The sequence below is a fragment of the Kribbella sp. NPDC026611 genome (genome assembly GCF_040638345.1).
Taxonomy (GTDB): domain Bacteria; phylum Actinomycetota; class Actinomycetes; order Propionibacteriales; family Kribbellaceae; genus Kribbella.
In genome coordinates this window covers 1-16,056 of sequence record NZ_JBEZYC010000003.1, presented here as the reverse complement: position 1 = coordinate 16,056, position 16,056 = coordinate 1, and the positions used below count along the sequence as shown (strand labels likewise).

Below are 16,056 nucleotides of genomic sequence, written 5' to 3'. Positions count from 1 at the left end.
TCAATATCAGTACTCGACCCGCTCGCGGCGGGTCAGCCGGAACGTCAGCAGCGTCAGGATCATGTTGATCAGGAACAGCGTCACCCCGATCGCGGACGCATACCCGAACTTCCCGTACGTGAACGCGTTCGTGTACATGTACAGCGAGATCACCTGCGTCGCGTCGTCCGGCCCACCCGGCCCGACCGACAGGATCTTGACGAGCGCGAACAGGTCCAGCGCCCCGATCACCAGGAATGCCAGCGCCGTCTGCACGGTGTTCCAGATCAGCGGCAACGTCAGCCGCCAGAACGCCTGGAAGGCGCCGGCGCCGTCGAGCAGCGCCGCCTCGTACAGGTCCCGCGGAATCGCGGCCATCGCCGCCGTGAAGAGTACGACGTAGAACCCGACGCCACCCCACACCACCACGGACATGATCGAGCCCAGCGCCGTACGGCCGTCCCCCAGCCACAACCCGGCGAGCCGGCCGAGGCCGACCGACCGGAGGAACCCGTTCAGCAGCCCGCTCCGCGGCTCGAAGACGAACTGCCACAGCACGCCCACGACAGCGATCGACAGTACGCCGGGAAAGAAGTACACGACCTTGTAGATCCGCGACCCCGGCACGCCGCCGCGGTAGTTCAGCGCCGCGGAGAAGAACAGCGACAACGTCACGATGATGATCGGCAAGGACACCAGCAGGAACAGGTTGTGCTTCAGCGCCACCCAGAACACGTCGTCGTGCAGCAGGGTGGTGAAGTTCCCGAACCCGATGTACTGGTAGTCCGCCGACAGCCCTTCCCAGTTGGTGAAGGCGATCGGGAACGCCTGCACGTACGGCGACACCACGAACACCGCGTACACCAGCAGCGGAACCACCAGCAGGCTGACGACGAACCGGTACCTGCCGTGGTGCATCAGGCGTGGAACTTCTTGATCGACGGGTCCTTCGCCGTCTCGTCGGCGTACTTCTGCATCTGCTTGCTCCACTCGTCCGGCGTGACCTTGCGGTTCATCAGCGCGGCCATCGCCTTGTCCGAGTTGTCGAGCAGCTTCTTGTACCAGAGCCGGAACGACCAGTCGAGGAAGATGTTCGTCCCGGCCGCGTCGATCATGTCCTGCATCGACTGGTTCGCCGAGGACAGCTGCACCCCTTGGGTGGCGCCCTTGGTGATGCCCAGCGAATTGGTCACCTTGGTGAAGTTCTGCATGCACTGCTTCGAGATGATGATCCGGATCAGCTCGAGCCCGCCCTGCGGGTTCTTCGCCTTGGCCGGCACGATCAGCGCACCGCCGGGCCCACCGGTGACGGTCTCGAACGGCGCCTTGTCGTCCTTCGACAGGCCGGGTACCGGGACCATCGTCATCCCGAGGTCCTTCGGCGCGATCGCGCCGAGCTCGTTCTCCAGCCAGCCACCACACGGAATGAAGACCGCCTTGCCCTGCGCCCAGTACGTCTGCGACTGGGTGTGCGACAGCGCCTGCGACCCCTCCAGCAGATACCCCTTCGAGGCCAGCTCCTGGTAGCCCTCGGCGGCCGCGATCAGGGCGGGGTCACGCCACGCGTTCGGCTCCAGGTTGTCGATCCGCTTCTTCAGGTCCGGCCCGGCTGCCTTGTACGCCGTCATCAGCATCGGGCTGGTCAGGTAGCCGGGGTACTTGCCCTGGTACGTCCACGGCGCGAGCCCGGTCTTCTTGATCTCGGCGCAGAGCGCGAGCATCTCGTCCCAGTGCTTCGGGTACGTCCAGCCGTGCTTGTCCATCAGCGGCTTGGAGTACCAGATCCCGGCCACACCGAAGGTGTACGGCATCTCGTACTTGACGCCGTCGTACCGCCCGGCCTCGGCGACTCCCGGCAGCAGGGTGTCCTTGACCTTCACGCCGGGCTGGTCGTAGGCCTCCATGTCGAGCACCGCGCTGATGTCCATCAGCTGCTTCTGCGACGCGAGCGAGGCGCCGTCCAGGCCGACGTTCTCGATCAGGTCCGGCGGGTTGCCCTGGATGAACCGCGGCTGCAGCTGCTGCTGGAGCTGCTGGCCGCTGTTCAGCTTCACGTCCGCGTTCGGGAACTCCTTGCGGTACAGGTCGAGCGGCATCTCGGTCCACTTCTTCCCGTAGCCGCCGTCGAAGTTGAAGAACTCGAGCGGCTTGCTGCCGTCCACCGCGGTCCCGGACCCGGCCGCCTTGGCGGTCTTGTCCTGCACCGGCTTCGCGCAGGACGCGAGCGTGGCGACGGCGGATCCGGCCAGCGCGGCGCGGAGCAGGGTACGGCGGTCGACCTCGATCATGAGGGCGTCCTCTCTGGGCGTTCTCGGGCGTTGTGCAGGGGGCATTGACCGGTTCATGGATACGCCCGTCGGACACCCGCGGGGAAGAGGATTCGAGCCACGTCGACAAGGTCGACTAGACCACTGCTCAGCGGTTAAATAGCCGCGGCCAGGCGGGCTGTGATGTCCATCGGGTTGGTGATCGCGTGCCCGACCACCACGGCGTACGCGCCCGCCGCACGGACATCACGGACGTCTTCGGGCGTGCGGATCCTGCCTTCGGCAACGACCGGGCAGTCCAGCTTGGTGGCGAGCTGCCGGACCAGTTCGACATCAGGTCCGGTCGGCGTACGGCCATTGGTATAGCCCGACAGCGTCGTCGCGACCAGGTCGGCGCCCGCGTCACGGGCCGCTAAACCGGCGTCGAGGGTGTCCACATCGGCCAGCACGGGGACGCCGAGCTCGTCGTGGATCCGGGTGATCTGGGCGCCGAGCGACTGCCCGTCCGGCCGCGGTCGGAGGGTGGCGTCGAGCGCGACCAGGTCGGCGCCGGCCGCGACGACCGCGATCGCGGACTCGTACGTCGGGGTGATGAACACGCCGGCCGGATCACCGAGCTTGTGGATGCCGATGATCGGCAGGTCGGTGACCGCGCGGATCGCGGCGATGTCGTCCGGCCCGTTGGCCCGGATCGCTCCGGCGCCACCGGCCGCGGCGGCCTTGGCCATCAGGGCCATCGAGGTCGGGGAGTGCAGGGGGTTACCAGGACCGGCCTGGCAGGACACCACAAGGGTGCCTTGGGCAAGGGCTCTCATCGACGGTGGGTCACAATCAGGTCGGCGTACGGCGTGACGTCTCCGGTGGCGAGCCGCTCCGCGCCGTCGAGCGAGTTCCCTGCCGGTGGCGTGAGCTGCGCGCGGGGCGGGAGGGCGTCGCGGACCGGGTCGAGGAGTTGGGCGCCGGCGCCGGTGAGCAGGCCACCGACGCAGGCGACCGGGACCTGTCCTTCCCCGGCGAGGTGTGCGACGGCCGCGGCGATCGTCTCGGCGATGTCGTGAGCGGCGCGGACCAGCACGTCATGCGCGACCAGGTCGCCTTCGGCGGCGCAGCGCAGTACCTCGGGGGCGAAGCGGGCGACGTCGTCGACGAGGGTCGGGGACCGGTAGAGGGCGATGGGGTCGAGCGCGGTGTCCGCGAGCTTGGTGACCGGGCCGCGGCCGTCCCTGGCTCGTTGTACGGCGACCAGGCCGGCGCGGCCGATCGCGAACGCGCTGCCGGCGTCGCCGAAGAGGTACCCGTGGCCGTCGAGTTTGCGCCAGGTGCCGTCCTTGTCGACGGCGAGGCAGACGAGTCCGGTGCCGGCGGCAACGACCACGCCGTACCCGTCGGGGAGCGCACCGGCGTGCGCGGTGACCATGTCCTGGGTCAGGCGTACTTCGTCGGCGTCGAGCAGGGCGCCGATATCGGCCGCGAACGCCTCGGCGGCGCCGGTGGCCGGTGGGTAACCGGTCAGGCCGAGGGCAACGACTCCTGTCCGGCCGGTCAGCTCGGCGTCGGCCGCGGCAGTTGCGATCGCGTCGAGCATGCGTTGCAGCGCGTCCGGGCCGTGGGTGTAGCCGGGGCCGGTGCCGATCCGTCGGGACCCGAGCACCCGGAGCCGGAGGGCGGACTGGCCGCCGTCGATCGCGAGATTCGTCATGCGGTGATCCAGTGGGAGTAGTCCTGCCAAGGGAGGTGCCACCGGTTCACCTTGCGGGTACTGCGTTCCTGGCCGGCGACATCGTTCGCGGTGAGGCGAACCGTGCCGAGCTTCTCGTCGTACAGCACCGCGGGCGAGCCGGTGAAGTGCAGCGTACCGACAGCCTCCCACGGCGTGTGACCGCCGCGGACGTCGATCATCGAGCAGTGGTGGATGTGGCGGTCGGCGCCGAGAACGTAGACCTCGATCGCGTCGGCGCCCGGGTTGAAGGCGACGACCGGTTCGTCGGCGAGCTCGAGGTCGCCGACCTGGTGCCAGCGACCTTGCCCGAGGCGGTCGTCGAGGTAGGTGTGGTGCAGGTGGTTGTCCTCCCCGCGGACGTAAATCTCGTAGGAGTTGGCCGGATCGTTGCGCACCCAGACCGGTTCGCCGGCGGCGTGCAGGTCCCCGAGCACGGCTCGTACCCCGGCCTGGATCCGGACGATCCGTCCGTCGTCAGCGCGGTGGAATGTTGGCGGTGCGGTCTCGCCCTGGTGAATTGATTCGAACTCCGCGCGGACAGCGCCGACCGCGTCGGGGTTGTGCTGTGGTTCGGGGAAGAACGTCCCGCCCTGGAGGTATTGCATGGCGCCGATCAGGCTGGGGGCGACGGACCAGCCGGTCTCGACGCAGTACGGTCCCCAGCCGAGGTCGGCGTTCGAGCCGAAGTACTCCCAGGCGTCGAAGTCGAACGCGCGTTGCCAGGTGCCGTGCAACTGGTCATCGGCGGGGTCGTCGATCTGGATCCGGCTGAGGTAGTCGAGGACACCCTCGGCGAGCTCCTGGAAGATCGGCTCGCCGGTGATCTGATGGACGATCGGGAGCGCCCAGGCGGCGAACGGGGTGCCGTAGAGCTGGTCGGTGACGGGGTCGCCGTTGGATTGGAAGATCGAGGCCTCGTCGACTCCGTACGCCTCGTTGCTCGGCGGGCACTTGCCGTCCCACTCGGCGAAGCCGCCGTCGGGGCCCTGGCGGGACTTGAGGTAGTCGCCGAGCTCTCGGAGTGTCTCCAGATAGAGGGGTTTGCGGGTGTAGAAGTAGCCGCCGGCGAGCGGCAGCAGGAACCGGCCGGCCTCGCAGGTACGACTCGTCTCGAGGCGGACCTTCGGATAGTTGGTCGCCATGTGGTCGAGACCTTTGGTGGCGAGGTCGAGGTACGACGGTTCGCCGGTGAGGCCATAGGCGTAGAGGTAGGCGCAGAGGGATGAGCTCTGCCAGTGCGAGGTGAGGTCGAGCCCGTCCTCGATCGGCGTCCGGCTGATCTCGTCCCAGCCCTTGACCAGGATCGTGCTCGGGGTCCGCCACGGGTCTACCTGCAGGCCGAGCTCGTCGTTGGCGGTGCGGATGAGCGACTCGACACCGCGCAGGCCGGCCTCGAGGTGTCCGGAGACGAGCGCGAAGAGACTGATCCATCCGTTGTCGTCGGCAAACAGGTTGTTGGTCGCAGTCAGGTCGGTCCGCGCGCCACGGGGCTCCCAGGCACCGTAGAGCGCGTTGCGGTCGGTGAGCTGCTCTTCCTCGACCACGAGCCGCATGAGGTTGTCGGCGACGGTCCTGCCCCGCTCAGTCCCCGTCATCCGGAACGCATGCGCCACCTGTGTATAACAGTCCCCCCGCGGCACCGCCCTGAACGGCAACGTCCCGTCCACCCGCACCTCATTCGAAAACCCCTCAGCAACCCCCTTCGACCCGTCCGGCGCGTCGTAAAACATCCCCGCCCGATCAAACCACCCAATCCCCCGCTCAACCATCCGCTCATACCGCTCCCGCCGCGACCCGACGACGACGGTCACGCTCTCACCGCCCACGACGAACGTGTGCTCGCCGTCCGGAAGCACTGCCGGCTCGGACTCGAACCGACCAGGGTTGACCTGGAGCAGGTCGATCTCGGAGTCAGGTTTGTGGGGGGAGCGGACGACCAGCTTGATCGGTTCGCCGGAGGCGGCCCAGATGCGGGGTTCGGTGAAGAGCTCGGTGTCTGGGGGTGGTTCGGTGGCGACTAGTTCGGATGTAACTAGTTGCAGGAGGCGGGTCCAGCGGCGGGCTGGTTTGTAGCGGCCCTGGACGTGGTGGGTGAGGGCGGTGGTCGCGTAAAGGAGACGGCCGGCGCCATCCCGGATGTCCAGCAGTGCAGGGAAGGTCTCCGCAGGTGGTCCGAAGACGGCTTGGTGCGTGCCCGCGACCGAGCCGTAGCTCAGCAGCTCGGTGGCGTTGCTCGCGGCAACCACCTGCTGAGCCCGGGAGAGATGCTCGTCGAAGATCGTGTACGGCGCGATTCCGGTCATGGCCGGAGTCGTGAAGATGCGCTCGATATGCGCGTCACGCACCGCCCCGCCCGGCAACCACCCGTCGTCCACGGCGAACTCGACGTACGCAGATCCGCCCGCACGCACGTATTCCGCGAGCGACGACGTGTCGACGTACGCCGGTTCCGGGTACCGCGCCGCCACCACGACGACCGCGCGGCAGTCGCCGAGCGAGGCCGGAAGTGCGTCGTACCGGACATGCGGGACGTTCAACCGATCGAGGGCGGCGATGAACGTCGCTGCGGGACCCGGCGGGCCGATGACGGCGACTGGCGAAGCGGTCACCGCTTCACTGTTACCGAGGAATCGCGCACGGTAAAGCACCTGAGGTAGACCACTGGGCCCACGAACCCGCCGCTGTGGCACCCTGATCCAGAACCTTGGGAGGGTACGAATGCGATTCGGGCTGAAGGTCAACCCAGCGGACTGGGATCAGGCGTCGTACTGGGCCGGGATCGCGGAGGACGCCGGCTTCGACGGCCTCTGGACCGGCGACAACCTGCGCCATCCCCGCGACCCCGCGATCCCGGTGCACGACGGGCCGACGGTGGTCGCCGGCTGGGCCGCAACCACACGCCGGATCCGGGTCGGACTGCTGATCGCGAACCTGGTGTTCCGGCAGCCGACAGTGCTCGCCAAGCACGCGGTCACGCTCGACCACATCTCCGCCGGCCGCTTCGACCTCGGCATCGGCTCGGGCGTCTGGCCGACTGATCACGGCATGGCCGGTACGCCGCAATGGGGTGCGCCGGAGCGCAGTGAGCGACTGGCCGAGTTCGTGGCCGTGGTGGACCGGCTGCTGTCCGGCGACGTCTCCGACCACGACGGGCCGTACTACCCGTACACGCTCGCCGCGATGACTCCCGGACCGGTGCAGGACCGGCTCCCGCTGATCATCGCCGCGAACGCTCCGAAGGCGCTGGCCGTCGTCGCGGCGCACGCGGACGGCTGGGTGACCTTCCCCGGCGCGGCGGCCGAGGAGGAGTTCTACGCACGCTCGACCGAGCGTTCCCGCGCTCTGGACGCGGCGCTCGGCGGCCGGAAGATCCGGCGGCTCCTGCTCGCGTACGGCGTGATCGATCCGTGGGCGTCGGTGGAAGGGTTCGCGCGGCTGGTCGAGCGGTGGGGAGGCATCGGCTTCGACGAGCTGGTGCTCTACGCGCCGAAGGAGCACGAGCGGGCCGTCTTCGACCAGGTGACCAAGCGTCTGGATGACTACCGGTAGACCAGTCAGGGAGCGGGCGGACCGGGTGGTCTGCCGGGGCCACCGGAGTGTCGCACCATCCACCTCTCCCCGGCCGTAGCGTCGTTGCCCATGGGTGACTTCAACGGGCTCGACGTCCATCTCGGCAACCTCGCGCGGCTCTCCTCCGCGCGGTCCTACTCGATCAGCGCGGAGAACCCGGACGGCGCGAAAGCAGGTGGTGCGCGGGCGACCGAGGGAGTGATGTCCCGCCAGGCCCGCGACCTCGGCCCGGGCTGGAAGATACAGCCGTGCATCAACCTCGCGCCGAGCTCGACCACGACCCTTGCGGACATCGAGGGCTCCGGCGCGATCACGCACATCTGGATCACGGTTGACGCGAAGACGTGGCGTTCGCTGGTGCTGCGGATGTACTGGGACGGCGAGGAGACCCCGTCCGTCGAAGTACCGCTCGGTGACTTCTTCTGCAACGGCTGGGGCCGGCACTGCCAGGTCAGCTCGGTGCCGATCGCGGTGAACCCGACGGGTGGCTTCAACAGCTACTGGCAGATGCCGTTCCGCGGCGGTGCGCGGATCACCGTCGAGAACCTCCTGGAGACGGAGGTCGAGGGCTTCTTCTACCAGGTCGACTTCACGCGCACCGACGTACCGGAGGACCGCGCGTACTTCCACGCCCAGTTCCGCCGTAGCAACCCGGTCCCGTACGGCGAGGTGCACACGCTGCTCGACGGTGTCCAGGGGCAGGGGCAGTACGTCGGCACCTACCTTGCCTGGGGCTGCAACAACTCGGGCTGGTGGGGTGAGGGTGAGTTCAAGTTCTACCTCGACGGCGACGACGAGTACCCGACGATCTGCGGCACCGGTACCGAGGACTACTTCGGCGGCGCCTGGGGTTTCGCGGACCCGCCCGGGCAGTACGCCACCTTCACCACGCCGTACCTGGGTATGCCGCAAGCGATCGAGCCCGCCGGGTTCTTCGACAACCAGCAACGGTTCGGCCTGTACCGCTGGCACATCCAGGACGCCATCCGCTTCACCGAGAACCTCCGCGTCACCGTCCAGGCCCTCGGCTGGCGACGCGACGGCCGCCTCCTGCTCCTCCAGGACGACCTCGCCAGCACGTCCTTCTGGTACCAGTCCGAGCCGCACGCACCCTTCCCCGACCTCCCGGATCGCGACTACCTCGAGGTGATCTAACCCTCGAGGTTCGACATCACGTGCTTGATGCGGGTGTAGTCCTCCATGCCGTACATCGACAGGTCCTTGCCGTGCCCGGAGTGCTTGAAGCCGCCGTGCGGCATTTCGGCCGCGATCGGGATGTGGGTGTTGATCCAGACGCAGCCGAAGTCGAGGCGGCGGGACATGCGCATCGCGCGGGCATGGTCGCGGGTGAAGACCGAGGACGCCAGGCCGTACTCGACGCCGTTGGCCCAGCGGAGCGCCTCGTCCTCGTCGGTGAAGCGCTGCACGGTGATGACCGGGCCGAAGATCTCCTGCTGGATCGCGTCGTCGTACTGCTGGAGGCCGGAGACGACTGTCGGTTCGTAGAAGTACCCACGGTCTCCGGTGGGCGAGCCGCCGGCGTGGACGATGGCGTGATCCGGCAGGTTGCGGACGAATCCGCTCACCCGCTGGAGCTGCGACGCGTTGTTCAGAGCGCCGTACGTCGCCTGCGGGTCGTCCGGCTGACCCGTGTGCGTCTGGTTGGCCTGCGCGGTCAGCGCGTGCACGAAGTCGTCGTGGATGCCGGGACCGGCCAGCACGCGCGTCGCCGCCGTACAGTCCTGGCCGGCGTTGAAGTACCCGGCGGCCGCGATCGCCTCCGCGGCCTTCTCCAGGTCCGCGTCGTCGAAGACCACGACCGGCGCCTTCCCGCCCAGCTCGAGATGGGTGCGCTTGAGCTTCCGCCCGGCCGTCTCGGCGACCTCCATCCCGGCGCGCACCGACCCGGTGATCGCGACCAGCTGCGGTGCGTCGTGACTCACGATCGCCCGGCCGGTGTCGCGGTCGCCGCAGACCACGTTCAGCACACCCGGCGGCAGGAACTCCTGGCACAGCTCCGCGAGCAGCACGGTCGACATCGGCGTGGTGTCACTCGGCTTGAGGACGACGGTGTTCCCGGCCGCGAGCGCCGGCGCGATCTTCCAGACCGCCATCATCAGCGGGTAGTTCCACGGCGTCACCTGCCCGACCACGCCGATCGGCTCCCGCCGGATCCACGACGTGTGGCCGGCCAGGTATTCACCCGCCGACCGGCCTTCCAGCAACCGCGCCGCCCCGGAGAAGAACCGCAACTGGTCCACGCAGGGCGGGATCTCGTCGGTCTCGGTGATCGCCAACGGCTTGCCCGTGTTCCGGCTCTCGACCGCGACGAACTCATCGGCTCGCCGCTCCAGCGCGTCCGCGATTCGCAGCAACGCCAACTGCCGCTCGGCCGGCGTCGTGTCCCGCCAGCTCTCGAACGCGCGCTCGGCCGCACCCATCGCCTGGTCGACGTCTTCGCGGCCGGACAGCGGCGCGCGAGCGTACGCCGTACCGTCCGCCGGCGCGATCACGTCGTACGTCGCTCCGCTCAGCGCGCTCGCCGGTTTGCCGTCCACGATGTTGCCGATGGTGTCCATAGCTGTTCCTGTCTTTAGGAGTCGAAGACACACTCGCCCTCGACGTACGTCGCGCGCACCCGGGCCGCGGCGATCTCGTCGGGCGGTGTGGTGAACAGGTCGCGGTCGAGGATCACCAGGTCCGCGAGCGCGCCGACCTCGATCCGGCCGGTGTCGTCGGCGTGGTTCACCCACGCACTGCCTGAGGTGTACGCCGCGAGCGTGGTCGTGAGGTCGAGCGCCTGCTCGGGAAGGAACGGCTCGTCCGTCGGGGCGTCGCGCCGATTGACCGCGACGTGGATCGCGGCCAGCGGGTCCGGGCTCGACACCGGCCAGTCCGACCCGGCCGCGAGCCGGGCACCTGACCGGGCGAGATCGCCGAATGGGTACTGCCACCGGGTGCGCTCGTCGCCGAGGTACGGGACGGTCAGCTCGACCATCTGTGCGTCGTACCTCGCCCACAACGCCTGGAGGTTCGCAGTGATCCCGAGATCGGCGAACCGCTTGACATCATCGGGATGGATCACCTGGAGGTGTGCGAGGTGGTGGCGGAGGTCGTTGTCGCCGTTCTCCTTCAGCGCGGTCTCGAACGCGTCGAGCGCTTCGCGGACCGCGCGGTCGCCGATCGCGTGCACGTGGACCTGGAAGCCGGCCGCGTCGAGCTGGGTGATCGCGGTCCGGAGCTCGATCGGGTCGACGAAGGACAGGCCGGTGTTCGCGGTCCGGCCGCCGCGGCCGTCGAAGTACGGCTCGAGCAGGCCGGCAGTGAAGTTCTCGGCGACACCGTCCTGCATGATCTTGACCGATCGGGCGCGGAACCTGGGGTAGCCGATGGCGTCTCTCTTGGCCTGCAGCTCGGGGATCTGGTCGGTGCCGCGGTCGCGCTGCCACCAGAGGGCGCCGTTGACGCGCGCGGTCAGCCGGCCGTCCTCGGCGAGCTCGCGGTAGGCGGCGGTCGCGTCCGGCATGTTGGCGTAGGCGCCGAGGATCGCGTCCTGCCAGCCGGTGACGCCGAGCGAGTGCAAGTACGCCTGGGCGTCCATGAGCGCGGCGACCAGCTCGACGTGCGTCGTCGGCGGGACGAAGCCGCCGACGAGGTCCATCGCGCCTTCGTGCAGCGTGCCGGTGGGGTTGCCGTCGTGGTCGCGCTCAATCCGGCCGTCGGGCGGGTCGGGGGTGTGCTTGTCGATGCCGGCTCGTCGGAGCGCTGCGGAGTTGACCCAGGCACCGTGGTGGTCGGCGTTGACGAGGAACGCCGGGCGGTTGCCGGTAACCCGGTCCAGGTCGGTCGCCCTTGGAGCGGCGCCGGGGAAGTCCGGCTGGTGCCAGCCGCCGCTGAGGATCCACGGGAGGGTCGGGCGCAGGTCGGCGTACTGCTTGATCGCCTCCTGGTACGCCGGGAGTCCGTGGAGCGGCGCGAGATCGCAGCGGCCGCGCTCGAGACCGCCCTGCACCGGGTGGACGTGCGCGTCGACGAATCCCGGGAGGAGGAGGCCTCCGTGGAGGTCGACGGTCTCCGCCGCCTCCAGGTTTTGGCCGACGGCCACGATCCGGCCGGAGCGGACGCCGACGTCCAGGTCCTCGTGGTACGTCGTCCCGTCGAAGACCGCGCCGTTGACGAACAGGGTGTCCACACAACCTCCCGTCGTACTGATTCCGCACCAGATGCCGCCTTGGACCGTCGACATCGACACACTATCGGTTCTTCTGGTGCGAAATCACTTGCTTGAACCTACTTTTCCAGGCACGATGACGGGCAACGGCCAGTCTGCGACAGGGGAACCCTTATGCCGTCCGATACGCCCGACTACGACCACCTCCAGCAGTCGGCGCGCGACCACCTGTGGATGCACTTCACCCGGTTGTCGAGCTACCAGACCGGTGAGATCCCGGTGATCGTGCGCGGCGACGGCGTCTACATCTACGACGCGCGCGGCAAGCGGTACCTGGACGGACTGGCCGGGTTGTTCGTGAGCCAACTGGGCCACGGGCGGACGGAGCTCGCCGAGGCGGCGGCCAAACAGGCGTCCGAGCTGGCGTTCTTCCCGCTGTGGTCGTACGCGCACCCGAAGTCGATCGAGCTGGCCGAGCGGGTGGCGGCGTACGCACCGGGCGATCTCAACCGGGTCTTCTTCACCAGCGGCGGCGGCGAGGCGGTCGAGTCGGCGTGGAAGCTGGCGAAGCAGTACTTCAAGCTCACCGGGAAGCCGGGCAAGCACAAGGTGATCAGCCGGGCGATCGCGTACCACGGGACGACGCAGGGGGCGCTGTCGATCACGGGTCTGCCGGAGCTGAAGGAGCCGTTCGAGCCGCTGGTGCCGTCGACGTTTCGGGTGCCGAACACGAACATCTACCGGGCGCCGCTGTACGGCGACGACCCGGTGGCGTTCGGGAGGTGGGCGGCGGACCAGATCGCGGTCGCGATCGAGAACGAGGGGGCATCGACGGTCGCCGCCGTGTTCCTGGAGCCGGTGCAGAACGCCGGTGGTTGCTTCCCGCCACCACCTGGGTACTTCGAGCGGGTCCGGGAGATCTGCGACGAGTACGACGTACTCCTCGTCAGCGACGAGGTGATCTGTGCGTTCGGGCGGCTGGGGCACATGTTCGGAGCCACCCGGTACGGGTACCAGCCGGACATCATTACTTGCGCGAAGGGCATCACGTCGGGCTATTCACCGCTCGGCGCGATGATCGCAACGGATCGGCTGATCGAGCCGTTCCTGACGGGGGACACCACATTCGCCCATGGCTACACCTTCGGTGGCCATCCCGTGTCAGCCGCGGTCGCGCTGACCAATCTGGACATCTTCGAGCGCGAAGGCATCAACGAGCACGTCCGGAGCCGGGAGGGGGATTTCCGGGCGACCCTCGAAAAGCTGCTCGACCTGCCCATGGTCGGCGACGTCCGCGGCGCGGGCTTCTTCTACGGCATCGAACTGGTCAAGGACAAGGCCACCAAGGAGACCTTCAACGACGAGGAATCCGAGCGTCTGCTGCGCGGCTTCCTCTCCAAGGCCCTCTTCGACGCCGGCCTCTACTGCCGAGCCGACGACCGAGGCGACCCCGTCATCCAACTCTCCCCACCCCTGATCTGCGACCAGCAACACTTCGACGAAATAGAATCCATCCTCCGCACAGTCCTCACCGGAGCCGAATCCCACCTGTAAAACCACCCCACGCGATGCGACGCGCGGCTCCTTCGTCGCCGTGCTACGCCCCGCTCCCACCCACCCTCCGGCTTAGCGCCGGCCTTTCTGCCAGCTACCGCTGGCTTGTTGCGAGCTGCCGCTCGCGGGTGACTACTCCCGGGCTGGCGCACTACTCGTCGTGCTGCTGGTGAGTGGTGCAGGTGGTAATCCCATCGCGGTGCTACGCACGGCTCCTTCGTCGCCGAGCTACGCGCCGCCCCACCCACCCTGTTTGTTTCGGGGGCTGGCGCCCCGGTGCATCCGGCTACCGCCGGGGTTCGCTCGCTACGCTCGCGGAGTTGCGAGCTGCCGCTCGCGGGTGACTACCCGGGCGGGCGCACTACTCGCCGTACTGCTTGCGCGTGGTGCTGCTGGTAGTCCCAGCGCGGTGCTACGCACGGCTCCTTCGTCGCCGCACTACGCGCCGCCCCACCCGCCCTGCTTGTTCGGGGGCGAGTGCCCCCGGTGCATCCGGCTGGCGCCGGGGGTTCGCTCGCTGCGCTCGCGGGGATGCTCGCTCCGCTCGCTGATTGCGAGCTGCCGCTCGCGAGTACGCGGCTGGCGCCGCGGGGTTGCTCGCTGCGCTCGCGGGTGAGTGCAGCGGGCTGGGGTTCTACGTTGACGGAACGGTGGTGACGGGTGCGGGCCCGCTTGGGATCTGGTCGTGCCTGTAGCTGACGTCGAGGTTCGAGGGCGGCGCCGGAACCCAGCGATCTCGATCGACAACTTCCTCAAGATCCTGCGCACCAGGTACGGGATGGACGAAGCGGTCGCCCGCGTCAACGAAGAGCGCTAACGCTCGAAGAGTTTCCAGGTGCCTTCGGAGATGACCTGGATGTTGTTGTTGGCGACGGTGATTGCGGTGGCGTCGTCTATTGCGTAGGTGGGGGTGGGGATTCGGGATGCCCAGAGGTCGGCGTTCTCTGGGGAGGCGTCGGGGTGGTCGGGATGGGTGTAGTGGGGGATGACGCCGAAGTTGACGAGGCCGGCGCCTTGGCCGGTGACGAGGATTCGGGGGGCGTCGCCTGCGGGGGTGGAGAAGGTGACGTTTTCGGTTTTGAGGGGGCCGTCGGTGCCTCGGGGTGGGTCGGTGTAGGTCTCGACGAAGGTGGTGGTGGCGGCGATGCTGCCGGCGCTGTTGCCGACGTACACCGCGTCTTCGTTCAGGGTTGGCAGCAGGGCCGCGAGGCCGGAGCGGCGCATCCAGCTGGAGAGGAAGAGGGGGTCGCCGCCCCAGAAGAGGAGGGCGTCGGCTTCGCGGACGGTCGGGATCCAGGCGGATTCTTCGATGCTCGGGAGGACCGAGAGTTCCAGCAGGCCGATCGACTTCCAGCCGAGGGTGCTCATCGAGCTGGTGACCGCTCGCCACGCGTAGTTGGCGCCACCTGGGAACGGATAGATGGCGGTCGGGATCAGCAGGGCCCTCGACTCGGAGATCGGTTTGCCGAGGAGGTCGACGAGCGCGGACTTGATGGTGTCGTTCGTGATCCCGGACGAGGTGAGGAGCGCTTTCATCGGCCTACCTTCGGTCAGACGTCGAAGCCGGAACGGTCCAGCGATCTTAGCCAGCAGGAGCGGGGGATCGGAGTTCGTGACTGTGTGTATCAGACGCGTGGGCTGTGGGTTCTATTCGCCCTAGCACCATCCAGGGGGAGGAAGAACATGGACCACCACGACCAACCGCCGTACGCACCCGGCCCCAATCCAGCACCATCGCAGCCGTACGTGGCCGGGCCTAACCCGGGACAGCCGCAGTCCCACCCCGGGCAGTCCCAACAACCGCAGTACGGCCAGCCCTCACAGTACGGCCAGCAGCCGCCGTACGGGCAGATGCAGCAGTGGCAGCCGCAGCAGCCGATGCCTTATCAGGGGATGCAGCCGGTGGTGAAGGCGAAGAGCCCGGGCGTGGCAGCCGTGCTCAGCTTCCTGTGGCCGGGGCTGGGGCAGATCATGAACGGCGACATCGGGATCGGGATCCTGATGATGGTGCTCGTGGTGATCGCGTGGCTCTCGCTGATGATCCTGATCGGCGTCGTCCTGCTACCGGCTCTCTACATCTGGTCGATCGTCGACGCCTACTCCAAGGCCAACCGCTGGAACCAGGCCCACGGGATCATCTCCTGACCGCCCAGCCCCCGCGACGTCACCGACCCTTCCGCAGTGACGTCGCGAAGAGCAGGCGTGGTCGACCTGACGAAGCGGAGCCGACCACGCCTGAAATGCTCAGTCCGGATAGACGCAGGTGACTGCGGTGACGGAGCACGGGACGTCGGCCGACGGTGGCGCGCCGGGACGGAGCACGCCGCCTCCCACCAAAGTCACCAGGAGCAGCAACTCCGTGATGCCGATGAGCGGCCTGGCCTCTGGAGCCTTGTTCTTTCTTCTCTTCTTTTTGATGCTGGACATTATGTCCCTCCATTCTTGATTGGTGTGCACGGTCAGATGTTCGGCTCGGCACTTCAATCAATGAATGAAGTTGTCCTCGCTTCCGTAGACTGCGCTTATACATGAAAAATGCCACACATCTGATGATGCGCGGCATTTCCTTCTAGCTATTCTTAGAATAGCACATGGGCACTCGGATGGCAAGAGATTCGACGCCGTCAATTACCCCGACCCACGCTTCAAGTATAGCCGACGTAACGCCACCCTGAAACCGCACGTAAATGCAATTGGAGCAGCTAGTGGCGCGCGTCGTTAGTTGATTTACGGTTGGTGGTTGGGATGATGAGGCATGGCGAATCGTCCTGCTGCTGCGTTGGTGTTGCGTGAGG

Annotated in this window: 14 protein-coding genes; 5 read left to right on the top strand and 9 right to left on the bottom strand. The window is 67.8% G+C overall.

Features of this window, described 5'->3' with window-relative positions; translation table 11 throughout:
* Positions 1–6: 6 nt before the first annotated feature.
* The 5 genes from AB0E69_RS11895 to AB0E69_RS11875 form a co-directional block, all read right to left on the bottom strand.
* Positions 7–897 (bottom strand): sugar ABC transporter permease, encoded by an 891-nt coding sequence (locus AB0E69_RS11895; RefSeq protein ID WP_360143064.1) that lies wholly within the window; start codon positions 895–897, stop codon positions 7–9.
* Positions 897–2,267 carry an N-acetylglucosamine/diacetylchitobiose ABC transporter substrate-binding protein gene (gene ngcE / locus AB0E69_RS11890; protein WP_360143062.1) on the bottom strand — a complete coding sequence of 457 codons (1,371 nt, stop codon included), beginning with the start codon at positions 2,265–2,267 and terminating at the stop codon, positions 897–899. The genes AB0E69_RS11895 and ngcE overlap by 1 nt, the downstream gene beginning before the upstream one ends.
* Positions 2,268–2,401: 134 nt before the next feature.
* On the bottom strand, positions 2,402–3,061 hold the full coding sequence (locus AB0E69_RS11885; protein WP_360143060.1) for a putative N-acetylmannosamine-6-phosphate 2-epimerase: 660 nt from the start codon (positions 3,059–3,061) through the stop codon (positions 2,402–2,404).
* A complete protein-coding gene (locus AB0E69_RS11880) occupies positions 3,058–3,945 on the bottom strand; it encodes a BadF/BadG/BcrA/BcrD ATPase family protein (protein ID WP_360143058.1) in 888 nt (295 codons plus the stop codon). The genes AB0E69_RS11885 and AB0E69_RS11880 overlap by 4 nt, the downstream gene beginning before the upstream one ends.
* On the bottom strand, positions 3,942–6,575 hold the full coding sequence (locus tag AB0E69_RS11875; protein ID WP_360143056.1) for a hypothetical protein: 2,634 nt from the start codon (positions 6,573–6,575) through the stop codon (positions 3,942–3,944). The genes AB0E69_RS11880 and AB0E69_RS11875 overlap by 4 nt, the downstream gene beginning before the upstream one ends.
* Before the next feature lie 109 nt (positions 6,576–6,684).
* On the opposite strand from AB0E69_RS11875, the gene AB0E69_RS11870 reads away from it, so the two are divergent.
* Both AB0E69_RS11870 and AB0E69_RS11865 read left to right on the top strand, forming a co-directional pair.
* Positions 6,685–7,515, top strand: a complete 831-nt coding sequence (locus tag AB0E69_RS11870) for an LLM class flavin-dependent oxidoreductase (protein ID WP_360143054.1) — start codon at positions 6,685–6,687, stop codon at positions 7,513–7,515.
* 90 nt (positions 7,516–7,605) lie between these two features.
* Entirely contained in the window at positions 7,606–8,691 is a 1,086-nt protein-coding gene (locus tag AB0E69_RS11865) for a glycoside hydrolase family 172 protein (RefSeq protein WP_360143052.1), read from the top strand.
* Here AB0E69_RS11865 and AB0E69_RS11860 read toward each other — a convergent pair.
* A complete protein-coding gene (locus tag AB0E69_RS11860; protein WP_360143050.1) occupies positions 8,688–10,115 on the bottom strand; it encodes a gamma-aminobutyraldehyde dehydrogenase in 1,428 nt (475 codons plus the stop codon). The genes AB0E69_RS11865 and AB0E69_RS11860 overlap by 4 nt on opposite strands.
* 14 nt (positions 10,116–10,129) lie before the next feature.
* Entirely contained in the window at positions 10,130–11,782 is a 1,653-nt protein-coding gene (locus AB0E69_RS11855; protein ID WP_360143048.1) for an amidohydrolase, read from the bottom strand.
* A gap of 99 nt (positions 11,783–11,881) precedes the next feature.
* Here AB0E69_RS11855 and AB0E69_RS11850 point away from each other — a divergent pair, with 99 nt between their 5' ends.
* Together AB0E69_RS11850 and AB0E69_RS11845 are read left to right on the top strand one after the other, a co-directional pair.
* A complete protein-coding gene (locus tag AB0E69_RS11850; protein ID WP_360143046.1) occupies positions 11,882–13,261 on the top strand; it encodes an aspartate aminotransferase family protein in 1,380 nt (459 codons plus the stop codon).
* A gap of 685 nt (positions 13,262–13,946) precedes the next feature.
* Positions 13,947–14,078: a hypothetical protein gene (locus AB0E69_RS11845; protein ID WP_360143044.1), complete on the top strand. Its 132-nt coding sequence runs from the start codon at positions 13,947–13,949 to the stop codon at positions 14,076–14,078.
* Here AB0E69_RS11845 and AB0E69_RS11840 read toward each other — a convergent pair.
* Entirely contained in the window at positions 14,075–14,797 is a 723-nt protein-coding gene (locus AB0E69_RS11840; RefSeq protein WP_360143042.1) for a Type 1 glutamine amidotransferase-like domain-containing protein, read from the bottom strand. The genes AB0E69_RS11845 and AB0E69_RS11840 overlap by 4 nt on opposite strands.
* Positions 14,798–14,944: 147 nt before the next feature.
* Between AB0E69_RS11840 and AB0E69_RS11835 the strand changes: the two genes are divergently transcribed.
* Positions 14,945–15,406: a hypothetical protein gene (locus AB0E69_RS11835; RefSeq protein WP_360143040.1), complete on the top strand. Its 462-nt coding sequence runs from the start codon at positions 14,945–14,947 to the stop codon at positions 15,404–15,406.
* Positions 15,407–15,505: 99 nt separating this feature from the next.
* Here AB0E69_RS11835 and AB0E69_RS11830 read toward each other — a convergent pair whose 3' ends face one another.
* Complete coding sequence (locus AB0E69_RS11830; protein WP_360143038.1) at positions 15,506–15,688, bottom strand: hypothetical protein; 183 nt, start codon at positions 15,686–15,688, stop codon at positions 15,506–15,508.
* Between the last annotated feature and the right edge of the window lie 368 nt (positions 15,689–16,056).